General features: G+C 67.9%; 15 protein-coding genes. 14 read left to right on the top strand and 1 reads right to left on the bottom strand.

Going from position 1 to position 17,339, the window contains the following annotated elements; translation table 11 throughout:
• Window positions 1-6: 6 nt before the first annotated feature.
• A complete protein-coding gene (locus tag AC3FMM_RS28450) occupies window positions 7-1,275 on the bottom strand; it encodes an amino acid deaminase (protein ID WP_488687792.1) in 1,269 nt (422 codons plus the stop codon).
• A 238-nt stretch (window positions 1,276-1,513) separates the two neighbouring features.
• Between AC3FMM_RS28450 and AC3FMM_RS28445 the strand changes: the two genes are divergently transcribed.
• The 14 genes from AC3FMM_RS28445 to AC3FMM_RS28380 all read left to right on the top strand — a co-directional run.
• Window positions 1,514-2,419, top strand: coding sequence for a MurR/RpiR family transcriptional regulator (locus tag AC3FMM_RS28445; RefSeq protein ID WP_488687791.1), 906 nt, complete (start codon window positions 1,514-1,516; stop codon window positions 2,417-2,419).
• A 2-nt stretch (window positions 2,420-2,421) separates the two neighbouring features.
• Window positions 2,422-3,876 carry an N-acyl-D-amino-acid deacylase family protein gene (locus AC3FMM_RS28440; RefSeq protein ID WP_488687790.1) on the top strand — a complete coding sequence of 485 codons (1,455 nt, stop codon included), beginning with the start codon at window positions 2,422-2,424 and terminating at the stop codon, window positions 3,874-3,876.
• Window positions 3,877-3,928: 52 nt separating this feature from the next.
• Window positions 3,929-4,321 carry a RidA family protein gene (locus AC3FMM_RS28435; protein WP_012355941.1) on the top strand — a complete coding sequence of 131 codons (393 nt, stop codon included), beginning with the start codon at window positions 3,929-3,931 and terminating at the stop codon, window positions 4,319-4,321.
• Between the two features lie 222 nt (window positions 4,322-4,543).
• The gene (locus tag AC3FMM_RS28430; protein ID WP_115713349.1) at window positions 4,544-5,905 is read left to right on the top strand and encodes a GntP family permease; all 1,362 of its coding nucleotides are present in this window, start codon (window positions 4,544-4,546) and stop codon (window positions 5,903-5,905) included.
• 205 nt (window positions 5,906-6,110) lie between these two features.
• The gene (locus tag AC3FMM_RS28425; protein ID WP_012355939.1) at window positions 6,111-6,317 is read left to right on the top strand and encodes a type II toxin-antitoxin system VapB family antitoxin; all 207 of its coding nucleotides are present in this window, start codon (window positions 6,111-6,113) and stop codon (window positions 6,315-6,317) included.
• Window positions 6,314-6,694 (top strand): type II toxin-antitoxin system VapC family toxin, encoded by a 381-nt coding sequence (locus AC3FMM_RS28420; protein WP_025581516.1) that lies wholly within the window; start codon window positions 6,314-6,316, stop codon window positions 6,692-6,694. Before AC3FMM_RS28425 ends, AC3FMM_RS28420 begins: the two co-directional genes overlap by 4 nt.
• 84 nt (window positions 6,695-6,778) lie before the next feature.
• Window positions 6,779-7,696: an aldo/keto reductase gene (locus tag AC3FMM_RS28415; protein ID WP_488687789.1), complete on the top strand. Its 918-nt coding sequence runs from the start codon at window positions 6,779-6,781 to the stop codon at window positions 7,694-7,696.
• Between the two features lie 11 nt (window positions 7,697-7,707).
• Window positions 7,708-9,075, top strand: a complete 1,368-nt coding sequence (locus AC3FMM_RS28410; protein ID WP_116314352.1) for an NTP/NDP exchange transporter — start codon at window positions 7,708-7,710, stop codon at window positions 9,073-9,075.
• Window positions 9,076-9,225: 150 nt separating this feature from the next.
• Window positions 9,226-10,689, top strand: coding sequence for an MFS transporter (locus AC3FMM_RS28405; RefSeq protein WP_488687788.1), 1,464 nt, complete (start codon window positions 9,226-9,228; stop codon window positions 10,687-10,689).
• Window positions 10,686-12,236 carry an FGGY family carbohydrate kinase gene (locus AC3FMM_RS28400; protein WP_488687787.1) on the top strand — a complete coding sequence of 517 codons (1,551 nt, stop codon included), beginning with the start codon at window positions 10,686-10,688 and terminating at the stop codon, window positions 12,234-12,236. The genes AC3FMM_RS28405 and AC3FMM_RS28400 overlap by 4 nt, the downstream gene beginning before the upstream one ends.
• Window positions 12,237-12,254: 18 nt before the next feature.
• The gene (locus AC3FMM_RS28395; protein WP_488687786.1) at window positions 12,255-13,934 is read left to right on the top strand and encodes a glycerol-3-phosphate dehydrogenase/oxidase; all 1,680 of its coding nucleotides are present in this window, start codon (window positions 12,255-12,257) and stop codon (window positions 13,932-13,934) included.
• The gene (locus AC3FMM_RS28390) at window positions 13,931-15,481 is read left to right on the top strand and encodes an FAD-binding oxidoreductase (RefSeq protein WP_488687785.1); all 1,551 of its coding nucleotides are present in this window, start codon (window positions 13,931-13,933) and stop codon (window positions 15,479-15,481) included. Before AC3FMM_RS28395 ends, AC3FMM_RS28390 begins: the two co-directional genes overlap by 4 nt.
• A 6-nt stretch (window positions 15,482-15,487) precedes the next feature.
• Window positions 15,488-16,072: a glycerol-3-phosphate responsive antiterminator gene (locus AC3FMM_RS28385; RefSeq protein WP_488687784.1), complete on the top strand. Its 585-nt coding sequence runs from the start codon at window positions 15,488-15,490 to the stop codon at window positions 16,070-16,072.
• 179 nt (window positions 16,073-16,251) lie between these two features.
• On the top strand, window positions 16,252-17,339 hold a 1,088-nt coding region (locus AC3FMM_RS28380; RefSeq protein ID WP_488687783.1), incomplete at its 3' end, for an S-(hydroxymethyl)glutathione dehydrogenase/class III alcohol dehydrogenase.

Here is a 17,339-nt window from a genome sequence, read left to right as displayed (position 1 = left end):
CTTGCCTCAGAAGAAAGTTTGCACGATGTCGATCACGCGCAGGTCGCGATCCAGCACCGGGATATGGCGCCACTTGTCGAAGGTCAGGCACGGGTGCGAGATATCGAAGGCGATCATGTCGCCGACCCTGATGTCGTCGCCCGGCCGGACCTGCAGGTAGGCGTGCTGGTCCATCATGCCCGTGACCTCCCAATGCGCGGGCACGTCCACCGGCGCTTCTTCACCGGGACGGTAGCGGCGCGCGGGGATCGGCATGCCGGCGTCGAAGGCGGCATCGCGCTTGCCCATGCCGATGATGACGCGGTCGGGTTCCGGAATCGACTGGACGTAGGCCCACAGCTGCAGCGCCGGCAGCAAACCCTCGCGCATTTTCTGCGCGACCGGGTTGCTCGCCAGGATGCGCTGCTGCGCGGCGCGGTAGATGCCCACATCGTGCGTCAGGTAGCAGCCGGGACGCAACACGATGTCGATCGGCGCGCCGATGTCGGTGCGCGCGAATTCCTCGGCCACCACGTCGTACCAGGCCGAGCCCGCGCCCGACATCACCACCGGGCTGCGGCCGAAGCGGCCTTGCGCGGCGAGCTGCTTCGTCACCGCGACGGTGCGCTGCAGGAACTTGCGGATATCGGCTTCTTCCTTGAGCACGCCCTCGTAGATTTCCACGCCGGCCAGCGACAGCGCGCCGGGCCAGCGCCCAAGCGCGTCGAGCACGGCCTGCTGCTGCGCGTCGTCGCGCACGCCGGTGCGCCCGCCTTCGACGCCCAGCTCGAGCAGCACCTGCAGCGTCTGTCCGCGCTGACTGAAGAACTTGCCAAGCTGGTCGGCCAGCTCGGCCGAATCCACCAGCGCGAAGAATTCAAAGTCGGGATCGCGCAGCAGGTCCGCGATGATTTCCATATTGCGGCGGCCGACCAGCTGGTTGGCCATCAGCACGCGCTTGACGCCGTGCGCATGCGCGGCCGCGGTCTGGTGCGCGGTGGCCAGGGTGATGCCCCAAGCGCCGGCGCCGAGCTGCCGGGCAAACAGCTTGGGCGCCATGGTGGTCTTGCCATGCGGCGCCAGCTGCACGCCGTACTCGTTCATGAAGCGGCGCATCCACTCCAGGTTGTGCGCGAGCCGGTCTTCATAGAGCACTGCGGCCGGCAGGCTCAGTTCTTCCTGCAACAGGTTCCAGCCGGTCCGGCCGGCCGCATCCGGGGCGATCGGTCCCTCCATCCGGCCCAGCGCCTTGTTGAGCGGATCGATCACGCCAGCCTGATACTTTATTTCACGCATGCCTGTCATCACCCTGAAAAAATCTGATTGACGTAATGATAGCCCTGAAAATAAGATATTTCATCCCTGTTATAAAGTAACACACGGCGCCGCGGCAGCAACCGTGAGCTATGAGCAAAGGCGCTCACCATCGGGTGCCAGTCACTGTTATAGCCCCTGCCCGCCCCGACCGCAGATTTCGTCACATTACGGCCCAATCCCGCTTCGCCGCTTCGCCACCTCGCCCCCATCACCGACCATGACCGCGCCCTTCGACATCCTGACCCGCATCGCCGAGCGCGGCCCCGCGCTGCGGCTGGCCGAGCAGAAGGTGGCGCAGGTGGTGCTGGAAGACCTGGCCGGCGCGGCGGCGGCGAGCATCAATGAGCTCGCCCGCCAGGCCGGCGTCAGCGAAGCCAGCGTGACGCGCTTTGCCAAGGCGATCGGCTGCCGCGACGTGCGCGACCTGAAGCTGCGCCTGGCCCAGGCCGCGGCGGTGGGCGCGCGCTTCCTGCAGCCCGGCAACGCGCCCGCCGCTGAAGCCGCGCCAGCCACGCTTGCCGACAGCATCCACGCCGGCATCCTCACCGCGCTGGAAGCCAACCGCGGGCTGCTGGACACCCAGCGCATCGAGCAGGCCGCGCGCCTGTTGCTGGGCGCACGCATGGTCTACGCTTTTGGCATGGGCGGCGGCTCGTCGTTCCTGGCCGACGAAGCGCGCCACCGCCTGGCGCGCCTGGGCCTGCCGGTGGCCAGCTACCAGGATGCCCTGCTGCAAAAGATGGTGGCGGCCACGCTGGGCCGCGACGACGTGGTGCTGGCCTTCTCGGCCAGCGGCCGCGTGCCGGAGATGCTGGCCAGCTGCGATATCGCGCGCGAGTACGGCGCCCGCCTGGTGGCCGTGACCGCGCTGGGATCGCCGCTGGCCGCGCGCGCCGACGTGCTGCTGCCGGTGCGCACGCTGGAAACGGATTTCATTTTCAAGCCATCGGCCTCGCGCTACGCCATGCTGATGGTGCTGGACGTGCTGGCCACGCAGTGCGCACTGTTGCAGCCGGACCAGAGCAAGGAGCGCCTGCGCCGGCTCAAGTACGTGCTCGACAGCCACCGCGGCGACAGCGGCCCCGGAAAGGGCCCCGACAGCCGCCAGCCGCTGGGAGACTGACCATGCCACACCTGTTCGATACCCTGATCCGCTGCGTTACGCTGATCGACGGCTCCGGCGCGGCCGCGCGCCTGGCCGACGTGGCCTTGCGCGATGGCCGCATCGCCCGCATCGATGCCCCCGGTGCGATCGACCCCGATGCGGCCGCGCACGTAGTCGAAGGCGATGGCCTGGTGCTCGCACCCGGCTTTATCGACGTGCATACGCATGACGACACCAACGTGGTGCGCCAGCCGGAGATGACGCCCAAGCTGTCGCAGGGCGTGACCACGGTGGTGGTCGGCAATTGCGGCATCAGCGCCGCGCCGGTCACGCTGGCAGGCGATCCGCCGGACCCGATGAACCTGCTCGGCCACGCCGATGCCTTCCGCTATCCGGACTTCAAGGCCTATGCCGATGCGGTCGAGGCCGCGCAGCCCGCGGTCAATGTCGCCGCGCTGGTCGGCCATACCGCGCTGCGCAGCAACCATATGGACCGCTTCGACCGCGCCGCCACGCCACAGGAAATCGAGGTGATGCGCGCGCAGCTGGAAGAAGCGCTGCAGCACGGCGCGCTGGGCCTGTCGACCGGCCTGGCCTATGCCAACGCCTTCAGCGCGCCGACCGAGGAAGTGCTGGCGCTGGCCGAACCGCTGGCCAAGGCCGGCGCGCTCTACGCCACGCACTTGCGCAGCGAATTCGCCGAGATCCTCGATGCCATGGACGAGGCCTTCCGCATCGGCCGCCATGCGCGCGTACCGGTTGTGATCTCGCACCTGAAGTGCGCCGGCGTGGCCAACTGGGGCCGCAGCACCGAAGTGCTGGACGCCCTCGACGGCGCGCAGCGCTGGCAGCCGGTCGGCTGCGATTGCTATCCCTACACCGCGAGTTCGTCCACGCTGGACCTGAAGCAGGTTACCGGCGACTTCGACATCATGGTGACCTGGTCCGAAGGCGCGCCGGAGATGGGCGGCCGCCTGCTCGCCGACATCGCCGCCGAATGGCAGGTCGACCTGCACGAAGCCGCGCGCAGGCTGATGCCCGCCGGCGCGGTCTACCACTGCATGGAAGACGCCGACGTCGACCGCATCCTGAGCCATCCGGCCACGGTGGTCGGTTCGGACGGCCTGCCCAACGACCCGTTGCCGCACCCGCGCCTGTGGGGCGCGTTCCCGCGCGTGCTGGGCCACTATGCGCGCGACCGCGAACTGTTTCCGCTGACCGTGGCCGTCAACAAGATGACCGGCATGTCGGCCGAGCGCTTCGGCCTGCACCAGCGCGGCTTCGTGCGCGAAGGCTACTGGGCCGACCTGGTGCTGTTCGACGCCGCCACCATCCGCGACGCCGCCAGCTTTACCGATCCCATGCAACCGGCCGAGGGCATTGCCTCGGTCTGGGTCAACGGCGAGCTGTCATGGCAGCAACGCCAGAGCACCGGCGTGCGCGCCGGCCGGTTCCTGCCCCGCGGTGCGGACTGACCCGCACGCACCGCCGCTTCCCTCCCCTATCCAACTCATTCCAGGAGTACCCATGGACATCAAACGATTCGGCGTCGAAGGCGGCACCGGTACCGGCGGCCAGCACATGCCCTTTGCCCGCGCGGTAGCGGCCGATGGCTGGCTCTACGTCTCCGGCCAGGTGCCGATGGTCAACGGCGAGGTCATCGACGGCGGCATCGTGCCCCAGACCCACCAGGCCATCAAGAACGTGCTGGCGATTCTTGCCGAGGCCGGTTACGGCCCCGAGCATGTCGTGCGCTGCGGCGTGTGGCTGGACGACACGCGCGACTTCGCCTCGTTCAACAAGATCTTCAAGGAATACTTCGGCGCCAACCCGCCCGCGCGCGCCTGCGTGCAGTCGAGCATGGTGGTCGACTGCAAGGTCGAGGTCGACTGCATCGCCTACAAGAAGCCGGCAGCCTGAGCCGGCTGCCTGCCTGATTCACTGCTTCCCCACTGTTTGCTCCCCTCTCCCGCGCGCGGGAGAGGGGCCGGGAGAGAGGGCCGGCGCCACCACAAGGTGAGTCGCCAAATTGCTTGCCACGCATGTCCTCTCCCCCACCGACTCTCCCGCACTGGGAGAGAAACAAGAAAGCCAAACCTCTGCTGCCGCCACAAGCGGCTCTTTTCCACGCAAGGAGACAATATGGGTGCCGTCACCGGAACCACGCTCTTGGTGTATGCGCTGATCGCAGTGATCGCACTGGTGGTGCTGATCGCGCGCTACAAGCTCAACCCGTTCATTACCCTGGTGGTCGTCTCGGTGCTGCTCGGCTTTGCCGTGGGCATGCCGATGAGCGAGATCGTCAAGTCCTTCGAAGCCGGTGTCGGCGGCACCCTCGGCCATATCGCGCTGGTGGTAGGCCTGGGCACCATGCTGGGCAAGATGATGGCCGAGTCCGGCGGCGCCGAGCGCATCGCCAACACGCTGATCGATTTCTTCGGGGCGAAGAACGTGCATTGGGCCATGGCCACCATCGCGTTTATCGTCGGCCTGCCGGTGTTCTTCGAAGTGGGTTTCGTGCTGCTGGTGCCGATCGCCTTCAACGTCGCCAAGCGCACCGGCACGTCGATGGTGCTGGTCGGCATCCCGATGGTGGCAGGACTGTCGGTGGTGCACGGCCTGATCCCGCCGCACCCCGCCGCGCTGCTGGCGGTGACCGCATACGGCGCAGATATCGGCAAGACCATCATGTACGCGCTGATCGTGGGCATTCCCACCGCCGCGCTGGCAGGCCCGCTGTTCGCCCGGTTGATGGACCGCTATGTCAAGCTGCCCGAATACAACCCGTTGGCCGAGCAGTTCACCGAAGAGGATGAGCGCGTCAAGGAATCGCACGAGCTGCCGGGCTTCGGCATCACGGTGTTCACCATCCTGTTGCCGGTGGTGCTGATGCTGATCGGCAGCTGGGCCGACCTGTTCACCGCGCCCAAGACCTTCGCCAACGATTTCCTGAAGCTGATCGGCAACTCGGTGATGGCGCTGCTGATCGCCGCGCTGGTGAGCTTCTACACCTTCGGCAAGGCGCGCGGCTTCAATCGCGAGACCATCCTCAAGTTCACCAACGAGTGCGTGGCGCCCACCGCCATCATCACGCTGGTGGTCGGTGCCGGCGGCGGCTTCGGCCGCATCCTGCGCGACTCGGGCATCTCCACCGCCATCGTCGACGTCGCCACCGGCGCCAATGTCTCGGTGCTGGTGCTGGGCTGGCTGGTCGCGGTGATGATCCGCATCGCCACCGGCTCGGCAACGGTTGCCATGACCACCGCAGCGGGCATCGTCGCGCCGATTGCCGCCAGCGTGCCCGGCACCCGCCCGGAACTGCTGGTGCTGACCACCGGCGCCGGCTCGCTGATCCTGTCGCACGTGAACGACGGCGGCTTCTGGCTGGTCAAGGAGTACTTCAACATGACCGTGGCCCAGACCTTCAAGACCTGGTCGGTCTGCGAAACCATCATCTCGGTGGTCGCGCTGCTGCTGACGCTGGGCCTTGCCACGCTGATCTGACGACGGACCGTGACCGGGGCCGCGCCGCGGCGGCTCCGGCACCAGGCCTGCCCGGCCCGGAATGCGACATCTCTCATCGACGCCCTGGTATTGGCAGCCAATACTGCAAGCGTGTCGGCAGCATCCGGTCCGCAAGCGATTGCGGCCTTGCCCTGATTCCGTTTTTGATGCATATTGTCATCAAACCTGATTCAAGGAGCCTGCGATGCGCACGACAGTCACGATCGATGACGCTCTGTATGAACAAGCACTGGAGATGGCGGACCCCGGCATGGACAAGGCAGACCTGTTTCGCGAGGCAATCAAGACATTCGTTCGGGTGCAGGCCGCCAAGCGCCTCGCGGCCCTCGGCGGCGCAGCGCCCGGCATGCAAGACGTACCGCGCCGCAATCCCGAACCCGACGTCAAATGAACGTGCTCGTCGACACCTCGGTGTGGGTGGGCCATTTCCGGCAGCGCAATGACGCCCTGATCCGCCTGATGGAAGCGGACCAGGTGCTGACCCATCCCCTGGTCGTGGCTGAACTGGCCTGCGGCACGCCACCGGCGCCGCGGGCGCAGACGCTCGGCGACATCGGGTTGCTGCAGGCCGCCAGGCAGGCAACGCTGGGAGAAGTCATCTCGCTGGTGGAGCGCGAGCAACTGTATGGGCTGGGCTGCGGCCTGGTGGATGTCACCTTGCTGGCTTCGACCCTGATCACCCCCGGTGCCCGCCTCTGGACGCTGGACCAGCGCCTTAGCGCCTTGTCCGTCCGGTTTGGCGTGGGATATCGTCCTCGCCTGCACTAGGGTTCCGTCGCGCACGCAACGGTTTACACGGCCGGGCTCAACGCCTAAGGTCAACCAGTCAGTGACTCGCCGGGAAACCCTCCCATGTCGATCGATCGTCGCTCATTCCTCGGCCTGGCCGCCGGACTGGCCGCCACCGGGATCGTGCCAGCGCCGCCGGCCCATGCCGTCACCGTTGCCGCGCCCCTGCGCCGCACCATTCCCGGCACCACCGAAGCCCTGCCCGTGATCGGCATGGGCACCGCCGACACCTTCGACGTCGGCTCCGGCCCCGACGAACGCAAGCCGCTGGCGGAGGTCATGGGGCTGTTGCTGCAGACCGAAGGCTCGGTGGTCGATACCGCGCCCAGCTACGGCAGCGCCGAAGCCGTGACCGGCGATTTGCTGCGCGCGGCCAATGCGCGCAACCGGGTCTTCCTCGCCACCAAGATCTCGGCCCGTTCCGGCACGCCGGCGCAGGCGCAATGGGAACGGTCGCTGGCCGACCTGCACGTCGACAAGGTCGACCTGCTGCAGATACACAACCTGATCGACTGGCAGGGCAATCTGCGCTGGCTGCGCCAGCTGAAGGAACAGGGTCGCATCCGCTACCTGGGCATCACCCATTACCGCGACGACGCCCACGAGGCGCTGGAAAGAATCGTGCGCGCCGAGCGCGTGGATTTCGTCCAGATCAACTACTCCGTGGGCGAGCGCAATGCCGAGCGCACGCTGCTGCCGCTGTGCGAGGCGCGCGGCGTGGCGGTGCTGGTCAACCGGCCGTTCCAGGACGGGCGCCTGTTCCGCGTGGTCAAGGACCGCGCGCTGCCGCCATGGGCCGGCGACATTGACTGCGGCTCATGGGGCCAGCTGTTCCTGAAGTTCGTCGTCAGCCATCCGGCCGTGACCGCCGCGATCCCGGCCACCTCCAAGCCACGCAACATGGCCGACAACCTCGGCGCAGCGCTCGGCCGCATGCCCGATCCCGGCCAGCGCGAGCGCATCGCGGCGCTGCTGCGCTGAGCCGCCCCGCCGTGGACAAGCCCGCGCGCGACGCATCCACCCGTGGCCCGGCCCGCCTGTGGCGCGGCTTTGGCGTGCGCAGCGGCGAAGCCGGCGCCGTGGTGGCCGGCTTCCTGTTCTTCTTCTGCCTGTTCGCCAGCTACTTCATGCTGCGCCCGGTGCGCGAAACCATGGGCATTGCCGGCGGCGTGAAAAACCTGCAATGGCTGTTCACCGCCACCTTTGTCGTGATGCTGGCGGCGATCCCGCTCTACGGCGCGGTCTGCGCCTGGCTGCCGCGGCGCCGCTTCGTGCCATGGGTCTATGCCTTCTTCATTGCCAACCTGCTGGCCTTTGCGATGGCCACGCGCGTCCTGCCCGACAACGTCTGGCTGGCGCGCGTGTTCTACGTGTGGCTATCCGTGTTCAACCTGTTCGTGGTGTCGGTGGCCTGGAGCCTGATGGCCGATGTGTTCCGGCCCGAGCAGGCGCGCCGCCTGTTCGCGCTGCTGGCCGCCGGCGCCAGCGCGGGCGGACTGGCCGGGCCGGTGCTGGGCGGCTGGCTGGTGCCCCACATCGGCCTGACCGGCCTGATGCTGCTGTCGGCCGCCCTGCTGGCCGCCACCTTGCCGGGGGTGGGCTGGCTGTTCGGCTGGCGTCGCCGTGCCGGCGCCGGCGTGGAGCCGCCGGACCAGGCTGTTGCCAGCGCGGCGCAGGATCCGGCCAATCCGATCGGCGGCGGGCTGCTGGCCGGGCTGTCGCTGCTGCTGCGCTCGCGCTACCTGCTCGGCATCGGCCTGTTCGTGATCCTGCTGGCCACCGCCAGCACCTTCCTCTACTTCGAGCAGGCCCGGCTCGTCGCCGAGGCTTTCCCCGAGCGCACCCGCCAGACCCAGGTGTTCAGCGCGCTGGATGCCGTGGTGCAGGCGCTGACCATCCTGGTACAGCTGTTCTTCACCGGCCGCATGGCGCGCCGCTATGGCGTCACCGTGCTGCTGACCGCGGTGCCGCTGGCCGTTGCCGCTGGCTTCGTCGTGCTGGCGCTGCTGCCCACCTTCGGCGTGCTGGCCGGCGTCATGATCCTGCGGCGCGTCGGTGAATACGCGCTGCTGCGCCCGGGCCGCGAGATGCTGTTCACCGTGGTCGATGCCGAAACCAAGTACAAGGCCAAGAACGTGATCGACACCGCCGTCTACCGCGCGGGCGATGCGGTCAGCGCCTGGGTCAAGACCGCGATCGATGCCCTGTCCGGCCATCCGGCGACGGTGGCCTTGGCGGGCGCGTTGCTCGCGGTAGGCTGGGCGGGCCTCGGCTGGTGGCTGGGGCGACGGCATGCGGGCCAGCTTGAGCCGGCAGATGCCAGCCGTGGCCATGCGGCGCGCAATGTGCCGGCACGCTAGCCTCGCCATCAAGGGTTTTCCCGGTTGACGCTCCCCCCTGCGAAGTCATACATTGGCCTCGCAGATCCAGATAGAGACCATCTGTAAGATGGTCTCTTCGCGCCTTGCGGTTGCCGCGGCCTCTTACAGAACAAGTAAAAGGAGACCGCCGTGCAAACCTCTGCGATCAAGCTTCGTGGCATCGATGATGTCATTGCCTACATCGATTCCTGCCCCGGGATACGCGGCAGGGCCGGTGTCATCTGGTGGCTCGCGCTGGGCGGGCTGTTCCTCGACGCGTTTTCCAATTCAGCGCTGAGCGCAGGCCTCGGGCCGATGACGCGCGACCTCCAGCTCGCGCCCGCCAGCGTCGCGCTGCTGACGTCGTTTGCGTCGTGGGTGGCCATTGCCTTCAATCCGATCGGCGGCTGGATGGCCGACCGCTGGGGCCGTGTCCGTCCGCTGATCCTGGCCAAGATCCTCGCGGTGGCCGGCGCGCTGCTGGTGGTGTTTGCGCCCGGATTCGAGGTGATCCTGGCCGGGCGCTTCTTTGTCGGCGCGGCCTATGGCATCGACTTTGCCATCGCCATGGCCGTACTGGCGGAGTTCACCCCGGTAAAGCTCAAGAGCCGGCTGAACACATGGCAGGGCATGTGGTACACGGCCGTCTGCGCCAACCTGCTGCTGGCGCTGCTGTTCCACTCGTGGGACGTCGGCGATGCGATCTGGCGTTACTCGGTCGCCGCCACAGCGGTGTTCGGCGTGGCCATCCTGCTGCTGCAGGCCCTGTTCCTGGTCGAAAGCCCGACCTGGCTGGCGCGCAAGGAGCAGCTCGAGGCCGCCGCCAGCGCCATGACGCGCATCTACGGGCGCGCCTTCGTTGCCGCGCCGCCGGCGGAGCGGATCCGCGTTCTCAACCAGGCGCGCCGCGGCTTGGCCAACGTGCTGCTGATCTTCCGCGGCACCTATCTGCCGCGCACCGTTCTCGCGGCCACCGTGCAGATCGGGCAGTCGATCCAGTATTTCGCGATCGGCTGGTACCTGCCGCTGATCAGCGCCGCGCTGTTCGGCAAGGACTTCGTCTACGCGACCATCGGCGCGCTGGTGTTCAACCTATGCGGCATTGTCGGCGGCTTCCTGTCGCCGCTGGTCGGCCGCACGCTGGGGCTGCGCCGCGCCTCGGCATTCGGCTTCGCGGCGGTGTTCGCCATGCTGCTGATCCTGGGGCTGTTCAACGGCAAGATGCCGATGTGGATGGCCGTGGTGGTGCCGTCGCTGTTCATCCTGTTCCACTCTGCCGGGCCCGGCGCCAATGGCAAGAGCCTGTCGTCGCTGTCATTCCGCAGCGAACTGCGCGCGGGCGCCAACGGCATCATCGGCGCGCTCGGCGCCATCGGCGCGGCGCTGGGCCTGCTGGTGTTCCCGCTATTCCGCGCGCAGTACGGGCTGGAGACCACCTTCCAGATCCTGTCGGTGGTGCCGCTGCTGGCCAGCCTGGTCTGCTTTTCGATCCGATGGGACCCGACCCGTACCACGATCCATCCCGACAACGAAGCGGATGCGCCGCAGTTCAAGGGCGATATCGCCGACGCGTCGGCCCTGATGCATCCCGTCATCGAAAAGGCCCGGCCATGACCCAGCGCAGCGACGTCATCCTTGCGATCGATGAAGGCACCTCGGGCACGCGGGCCGCGGTAGTGTCCGCCGACGGTCATGTGCAATGCCTCCACTACGCCACGCTCGAGATCCACAGTCCGTGCCCCGGCGTGGTGGAGCAGGACGCCAACGCCTTGCTCGAGCGCACCCTGGCAGTTTGCCGAGCCACGCTGTCGCAGGCGGCCGGCGAAAACCTGAACGTCGTCGCCCTCGCCGTTGCCACCCAGCGCGCCACCGCGGTGCTGTGGGATACCGGCACCGGGCGCGCGCTGGTACCGGCGATGGTGTGGCAGGACACGCGCTATGCGGCGGAACTCAACCAACTTGCGCCGGCATGGGACCCGATCCTGCGCCAGACCGTCGGTCGCCCGAGCGGCGTTCGCTCGCCATACCTGTGGGCCGCACGGCACCTGCGCGACACACCTGCGGTAGCTGAAGCCTTCCGTGCGCGCAGGCTCGCCTTCGGCACCATTGACACCTGGCTGCTTTGGCACCTGTCGACAGCGCACGAATGCCTGACCACGCCGACCAATGCCACGTCCTGCAACGCCTACGTGCTGACGGAACACCGCTACCAGCTCGACTGGATCGACGCGCTCGGCTTCCCGCGCGAACTGCTGCCGGAACTGCGCCAGGACGCGGACGATTTCGGTCGCACCCGGCCCGGGGTGCTCGGCATCGACGTGCCGGTCCTGGCTTGTGCCGGCGACCAGCTCGCCGGCGCCATCGGCCTGGGATGCCTCGATCCCGGGCAGGCGATGTGCCTGCATGGCACCGGCAGCTTCGTCGACCTGATGGTCGGCCCGCAACTGCCCGCACGCACCGGCCTGTCGGACGGCACCCTGACCATGACGGCGCGCCGGCAACAGGGCATATCGCATTTCTCGGTCGAGACCTTCGTCGCGACCACCGGCTCGGCACTCGACTGGGTCTGCGGCAAGCTGGGCTGGTTCGACAACGCCAGGCAGATCAGCGCGCTCGCCGGCACGGTGGCGTCGGCGCGGGGCGTGACCTTTATCCCGGCGCTGACCGGCCTGCGCGTGCCGCGCATGCAGCCGGAGGCGCGCGCGGCGCTGAGCGGCATCTCGATGGCAACGACGCGCGCCGAGATGGCCTTTGCCATCTTGGAAGGCATTGCGCAGTCCGTCGCCTCATGCATCGACGCCAACCAGGACATTGCCGGCGTGCCGGTATCGGCGCTGGTAGTTGGCGGCGGCTTGTCGGGCAGCGATGCGCTGCTGCAGATGCAGGCCGACCTCAGCGGCATTCCCGTCCACCGCATGAAAGAGACTGACCGCGCCAGCCTGCGCGGCATCGCCTACCTTGCCGGTGCTTCCGGCCTGTTGTGGGACTCGATGCAGCAGGCGTGCGCGACCACCACGCCCGAGGCGGTATTCGAGCCGGCAATCAGCGCCGATCAGCGTGCCCAGCGGCGCGCGCACTGGCAGGCGCGCGTGGCCTCCGAACTCGACCATGCCGATGCGCTCGCGGCCAAGCCGGCCGGGATGCCCATCCAGACCCATTAACCAGGAGCAACCACAGACATGGTGATTTTTCCCTCCCGCAGCGCGAACCGCGAGCGTGCCGCCATGACCGGCACGGAGCCGTTGCGGCTGGTACGCGCAGACCTGCTCGACCGCCTGGGCACGGATGCATTCGACATCCTGGTGGTCGGGGGCGGCGTTACCGGCGCCTACGCCGCGCTCGATGCAAGCCTGCGCGGTTATCGCGTGGCGCTGGTCGAAAAAGACGACTTCGCCGCGGGAACCTCTTCCAAGTCGTCGAAGATGGTGCACGGCGGCCTGCGCTATATCGAACAGGGCAACCTTGGCCTGGTCCGCCATTCGCTGCTGGAGCGCCAGCGCCTGCGCCGCAACGCGCGCCACCTGGTGCAACGGCTGCCCTTCCTGTTCCCGGTGATGGAGCGCAACGGCGTCTTCGACAAGCGCCTCGCCAAGGCCTTCGAGAGCCTGCTATGGACCTACGACCTGGCCGGCGGATGGCGCGAGGGCATCCTGCACCAGAAGCTGACCAAGGCGGAGGTGCTGTCGCACTGCCCGACCTTCAACGAGGAACACCTGACCGGCGGCTACCTGTACTTCGACGCGCGCGTCGACGATGCGCGCCTGACCCTGAACCTGGCGCGTACCGCGGCATTCCACGGCGCGGCCGTGCTCAACCATGCCACCGTCACCGCGATCACCCGCAACGGAAACGGCAAGGTGGATGGCGCCATCGTCCACGCCGGCGAGCGCGAGATCCGCGTACGCGCGGGCGCGGTCATCATGGCCACCGGGGTCTGGCTGCGCGACTGGAGCGGCCGCAGTCCGGGCGAAGCCAGGCCATTGCAGATACGCCCCGCCAAGGGCGTCCACGTCGCCATCCCGTGGCTGAAGATCCGCAACGACTGCACCGTGACGATCCCGGTACCGGGCCGCAGCCGCCGCGCCACCATCACGCGCTGGGGCAATGTGTCCTACCTCGGCACCACCGACGAAGACTATGACGGCGACCTCGACAACGTGCTGTGCACGCGTCGGGAACTGGATTTCCTGCTCGAGGGCGCGCGCTCCGCGCTGAAGGTCGACCTCTCGCCGCAGGACGTGGTGGGCAGCATCGCCGGTTGCCGTCCGCTGGTGGCGCCACCCGGCGGCAAGACCCTGGAAATCCGGCGCGACCATGAGATCCATACCGCGCACGACGGGCTCGTGACCATTGTCGGCGGCAAGCTCACCACCTCGCGCCACATGGCCGAGCAAACCATCGACGCCGCGCAGCAGGTGATCGGCAAGCGCGGCAAGTGCCGGACCCGCTCTGCCTATCTGCTCGGCGCGGCCGGCTACGACCCGCAGGCGATCGTCGCCTCCGGCGGCATGGCCGCGCACCTGGGCGAGCGCTATGGCACCGAAGCCCGCTTCGTCAGCGACATCCTGCAGGCCGATCCCGCCCTCGCCAGGCCGATCGTCGAGGGCCTGCCCTATACCGAAGCCGAGATCGTCTATGCCGCGCGCCATGAACTGGCCGGCACGGTCGACGACGTCCTGTCACGACGCATCCGCGCGCGCCTGATGGCGCGCGATGCCTCCGCCCGCGCCGCGGCACGGGTGGGCCAGATCCTTCAGGCCGAACTGGGCCTGTCCGAAGCCGCCGTGGCGCAGCAGGTCAGCCAATACCTCGCCGCCGTCGCGCACGAAAAATCCGTCCTCATGGGAGACTTAGCATGATCAGCAAGGAAGCCATCAAACGCGGCTACAACCGCGGCCACTACGTCATCGGCGCCCATACCCCGCCCGGTTACGCGGCGAATATCCGCGACACACCGGATGCACCCGGCCTGCAGCGCGATGCGGTCGCGGTCAGTGCCGCAGATCTCGCGGCCCTGCGTGCGGTTGCCGACGAAGTGCTGACAGCAACCGCCGACGTGGTGGCATGGACCCGCGACTGGTGGGCCGGCTCCATGATTACAGAGACCGCCGGCAAGCCCGCCACGCCGCGCGCCGTCATCGTGCGCGTGTCCTCCGTCGAACAGGTGCAGGCCGTCATGCGCATCGCCAGCGCCGGCGCCATTCCGGTCACCGTGTCGGCCGGGCGCAGCAACGTGACCGGAGCGGCCTTGCCCGTGCGCGGCGGCATCGTGCTCGACGTGTGCGCGCTCAACCGCCTGGTCGGGATCGACAAGGAGAGCCAGATCGTCGAGGTCGAAGCCGGCATGTTCGGCGACATCTTCGAGCAGACCGTGCAGCGCGAATTCGGCATGACCATGGGCCACTGGCCCTCTTCGTATGCGATCAGCACGGTTGGCGGATGGGTGGCCTGCCGCGGCGCCGGGCAGCTGTCCACGCGCTACGGCAAGATTGAAGACATGGTGTTCGGCATGGACGTGGTGCTGGCCGACGGCAGCCTGGTCACCGTGGGCGGCTACTCGCGCGCGGCCGTGGGCCCGGACCTGCAGCAACTGTTCATCGGCTCCGAGGGCATGCTGGGCGTGATCGTGCGCGTGCGCCTGAAGCTGCATCGCCTGCCCGACTACGGGCGCGCCATCGCCTATGGCTTCAGCAGCTTCGCGATCGGCCTGGATGCCTGCCGCGAGATCATGCAGCATGGCGCCAACCCGGCGGCGCTGCGCCTCTATGACGCGCTGGAAAGCGGGGTCCAGTTCGGCCTGCCCGACACCAATGTGCTGCTGGTGGCCGACGAAGGCGCGCGCGAGATAGTCGATGCCGTGATGACCATCAGCGAGCGCGTGTGCCGGGAACGCGGCCAGGAACTCGACAGCGCCGCCATCTTCGAGCGCTGGCTCGACACGCGCTACCTGACCGGCAAGAGCGCCGAAGGCTTCAAGCGCAGCCCCGGCTTTGTCGCCGACACGCTGGAAATGTGCGGACCCTGGCGCGACCTGGCCGCAATCTATGCCGACGTGGTCAAGGCGATCAACGCCGTGCCGGGCACCCTCGCGGGCTCCGCGCACCAGTCGCATGCCTATGTCGACGGTGCCTGCCTGTACTTTTCCTTGCGCGGCGAGGTGGCGGTGGAGGACCGCCAGCAATGGTACCGCCAGGCGTGGGATGCGGCCAATGCGGTGCTGATCCAATACAATGCGGCACTGAGCCACCACCACGGCATCGGGCTGCTGCGCGCACCCTACATGGCGTCGTCGCTGGACACGGCGCTCCCGCTGCTGGCGGCGGTCAAGCAGGCACTTGACCCGCAGCATCTCCTGAACCCCGGCAAGCTGGGTCTCGGCGACCGGCTCGCCAATGAAGCGAAGTAATCCGCAATGGACAGGTCCCTCGGTGCGCGCCTGACGCGGCATCCCGTCATCGGCACGCTCTACGGTGTCGACCAGATCGACGCCATCCTCGAAAGCGTCGCCGAAGTCTGCATCGTCGCCAACGTCGAATTGCGCAAGCTGCAGCGCGTGATCGCGACGCTGGCCGGCGCCGGCAAGTATGTCATCGTCAATATCGACAGCTGCGAGGGCCTGTCGCAGGACAAGGGCGGCGTCGAATACCTGGCCGACATCGGGGTGACCAGCCTGGTCTCTACACGCGTGGCCACCATCCAGCGCGCCAATCGCGCCGGCATGGTGACGATGCAGAAGGTCTTCGTCACCGACCGTTCCACCTGGCCGCGCAGCGTCAAGGCGCTCGAGCAGAGCGACCCGAACCTGGTGCAGCTGATGCCGGCGCCGATGCTGTCGCACCTGCCGGAAGCGGACCGCAAGGCGCTGCCGCCGATCGTGACCTCGGGCTTTGTCTGCAACCGCGACGATATCCGCGACGCGCTGGCACATGGCGCCGTCGCGGTGTCGACCAGTGACCGCAAGCTGTGGAGCCTGGACGCGAAGGCACTCAAGCCGTGACATCCCCGTCGCAGGTCCCGGCCCCGGCGGGCTTCGCTGACCGCTGATCGGCCAAAGCTGCCCTGCCACCGCTGGAAGATCGTATAGTCATGTCCTCGGCCAGGGCTTGCCTGCCTGCGCTGCATTCGATGCCGCGCCGCCCCGCAAGCCGCCCCATATTCCTGATCCCGGAGGACCCCATGAAAACCAAAGCCGCCATCGCCTGGAAAGCCGGCGCCCCGCTGACCATCGAAGACGTCGACCTCGACGGCCCGCGCGCCGGCGAAGTGCTGGTGGAAGTGAAGGCCACCGGCATCTGCCACACCGACTACTACACGCTGTCCGGCGCGGACCCGGAAGGCATCTTCCCGGCGATCCTGGGCCATGAGGGTGCCGGCATCGTCACCGATGTCGGCCCGGGCGTGACCTCGCTCAGGCCGGGCGACCACGTGATTCCGCTGTACACGCCGGAATGCCGACAGTGCAAGTTCTGCCTGTCGCGCAAGACCAACCTGTGCCAGGCCATCCGCGCGACGCAAGGCAAGGGCCTGATGCCGGACGGCACCTCGCGCTTCTCGATCGACGGCAAGCCCATCTTCCACTACATGGGCACCTCGACCTTCGCCAACCACATCGTGGTGCCGGAGATCGCGCTGGCGAAGATCCGCCCGGATGCGCCCTTTGACAAGGTCTGCTACATCGGCTGCGGCGTCACCACCGGCGTGGGCGCGGTGCTGTTCACCGCCAAGGTCGAGGCCGGCGCCAACGTGGTCGTGTTCGGCCTGGGCGGCATCGGGCTTAACGTGATCCAGGCGGCGAAGATGGTGGGCGCCGACAAGATCATCGGCGTCGACCTGAACCCGGCGCGCGAGGCGATGGCGCGCAAGTTCGGCATGACGCATTTCATCAACCCCAAGGATGTCGACAGCGTGGTCGACCACATCATCCAGCTCACCGACGGCGGCGCGGACTACTCGTTCGAATGCATCGGCAACACGCAGGTCATGCGCCAGGCGCTGGAGTGCTGCCACAAGGGCTGGGGCAAGTCGATCATCATCGGCGTGGCCGAGGCCGGCGCGGAAATCTCGACGCGTCCGTTCCAGCTGGTGACCGGGCGCGAGTGGAAAGGCTCCGCCTTCGGCGGCGCGCGCGGCCGCACCGACGTGCCGAAGATCGTCGACTGGTACATGGAAGGCAAGCTCAATATCGACGACCTGATCACGCACACGCTGCCGCTGGAGCGCATCAACGAAGGCTTCGACCTGATGAAGCGCGGCGAGTCGATCCG

The organism is Cupriavidus sp. 207A1, from assembly GCF_057798955.1.
This window is presented reverse-complemented; position numbering and strand designations above follow the sequence as displayed.

Excerpts from the sequence above, each read along its gene's own strand:
- AC3FMM_RS28435 (WP_012355941.1), top strand. The coding sequence starts at position 3,929 with ATGGACATCAAACGATTCGGCGTCGAAGGCGGCACCGGTACCGGCGGC.
- AC3FMM_RS28430 (WP_115713349.1), top strand. The coding sequence starts at position 4,544 with ATGGGTGCCGTCACCGGAACCACGCTCTTGGTGTATGCGCTGATCGCA.
- AC3FMM_RS28420 (WP_025581516.1), top strand. The coding sequence starts at position 6,314 with ATGAACGTGCTCGTCGACACCTCGGTGTGGGTGGGCCATTTCCGGCAG.
- AC3FMM_RS28395 (WP_488687786.1), top strand. The coding sequence starts at position 12,255 with ATGGTGATTTTTCCCTCCCGCAGCGCGAACCGCGAGCGTGCCGCCATG.
- AC3FMM_RS28425 (WP_012355939.1), top strand. The coding sequence starts at position 6,111 with ATGCGCACGACAGTCACGATCGATGACGCTCTGTATGAACAAGCACTG.
- AC3FMM_RS28415 (WP_488687789.1), top strand. The coding sequence starts at position 6,779 with ATGTCGATCGATCGTCGCTCATTCCTCGGCCTGGCCGCCGGACTGGCC.
- AC3FMM_RS28440 (WP_488687790.1), top strand. The coding sequence starts at position 2,422 with ATGCCACACCTGTTCGATACCCTGATCCGCTGCGTTACGCTGATCGAC.
- AC3FMM_RS28400 (WP_488687787.1), top strand. The coding sequence starts at position 10,686 with ATGACCCAGCGCAGCGACGTCATCCTTGCGATCGATGAAGGCACCTCG.
- AC3FMM_RS28450 (WP_488687792.1), bottom strand. The coding sequence starts at position 1,275 with ATGCGTGAAATAAAGTATCAGGCTGGCGTGATCGATCCGCTCAACAAG.
- AC3FMM_RS28385 (WP_488687784.1), top strand. The coding sequence starts at position 15,488 with ATGGACAGGTCCCTCGGTGCGCGCCTGACGCGGCATCCCGTCATCGGC.
- AC3FMM_RS28390 (WP_488687785.1), top strand. The coding sequence starts at position 13,931 with ATGATCAGCAAGGAAGCCATCAAACGCGGCTACAACCGCGGCCACTAC.
- AC3FMM_RS28445 (WP_488687791.1), top strand. The coding sequence starts at position 1,514 with ATGACCGCGCCCTTCGACATCCTGACCCGCATCGCCGAGCGCGGCCCC.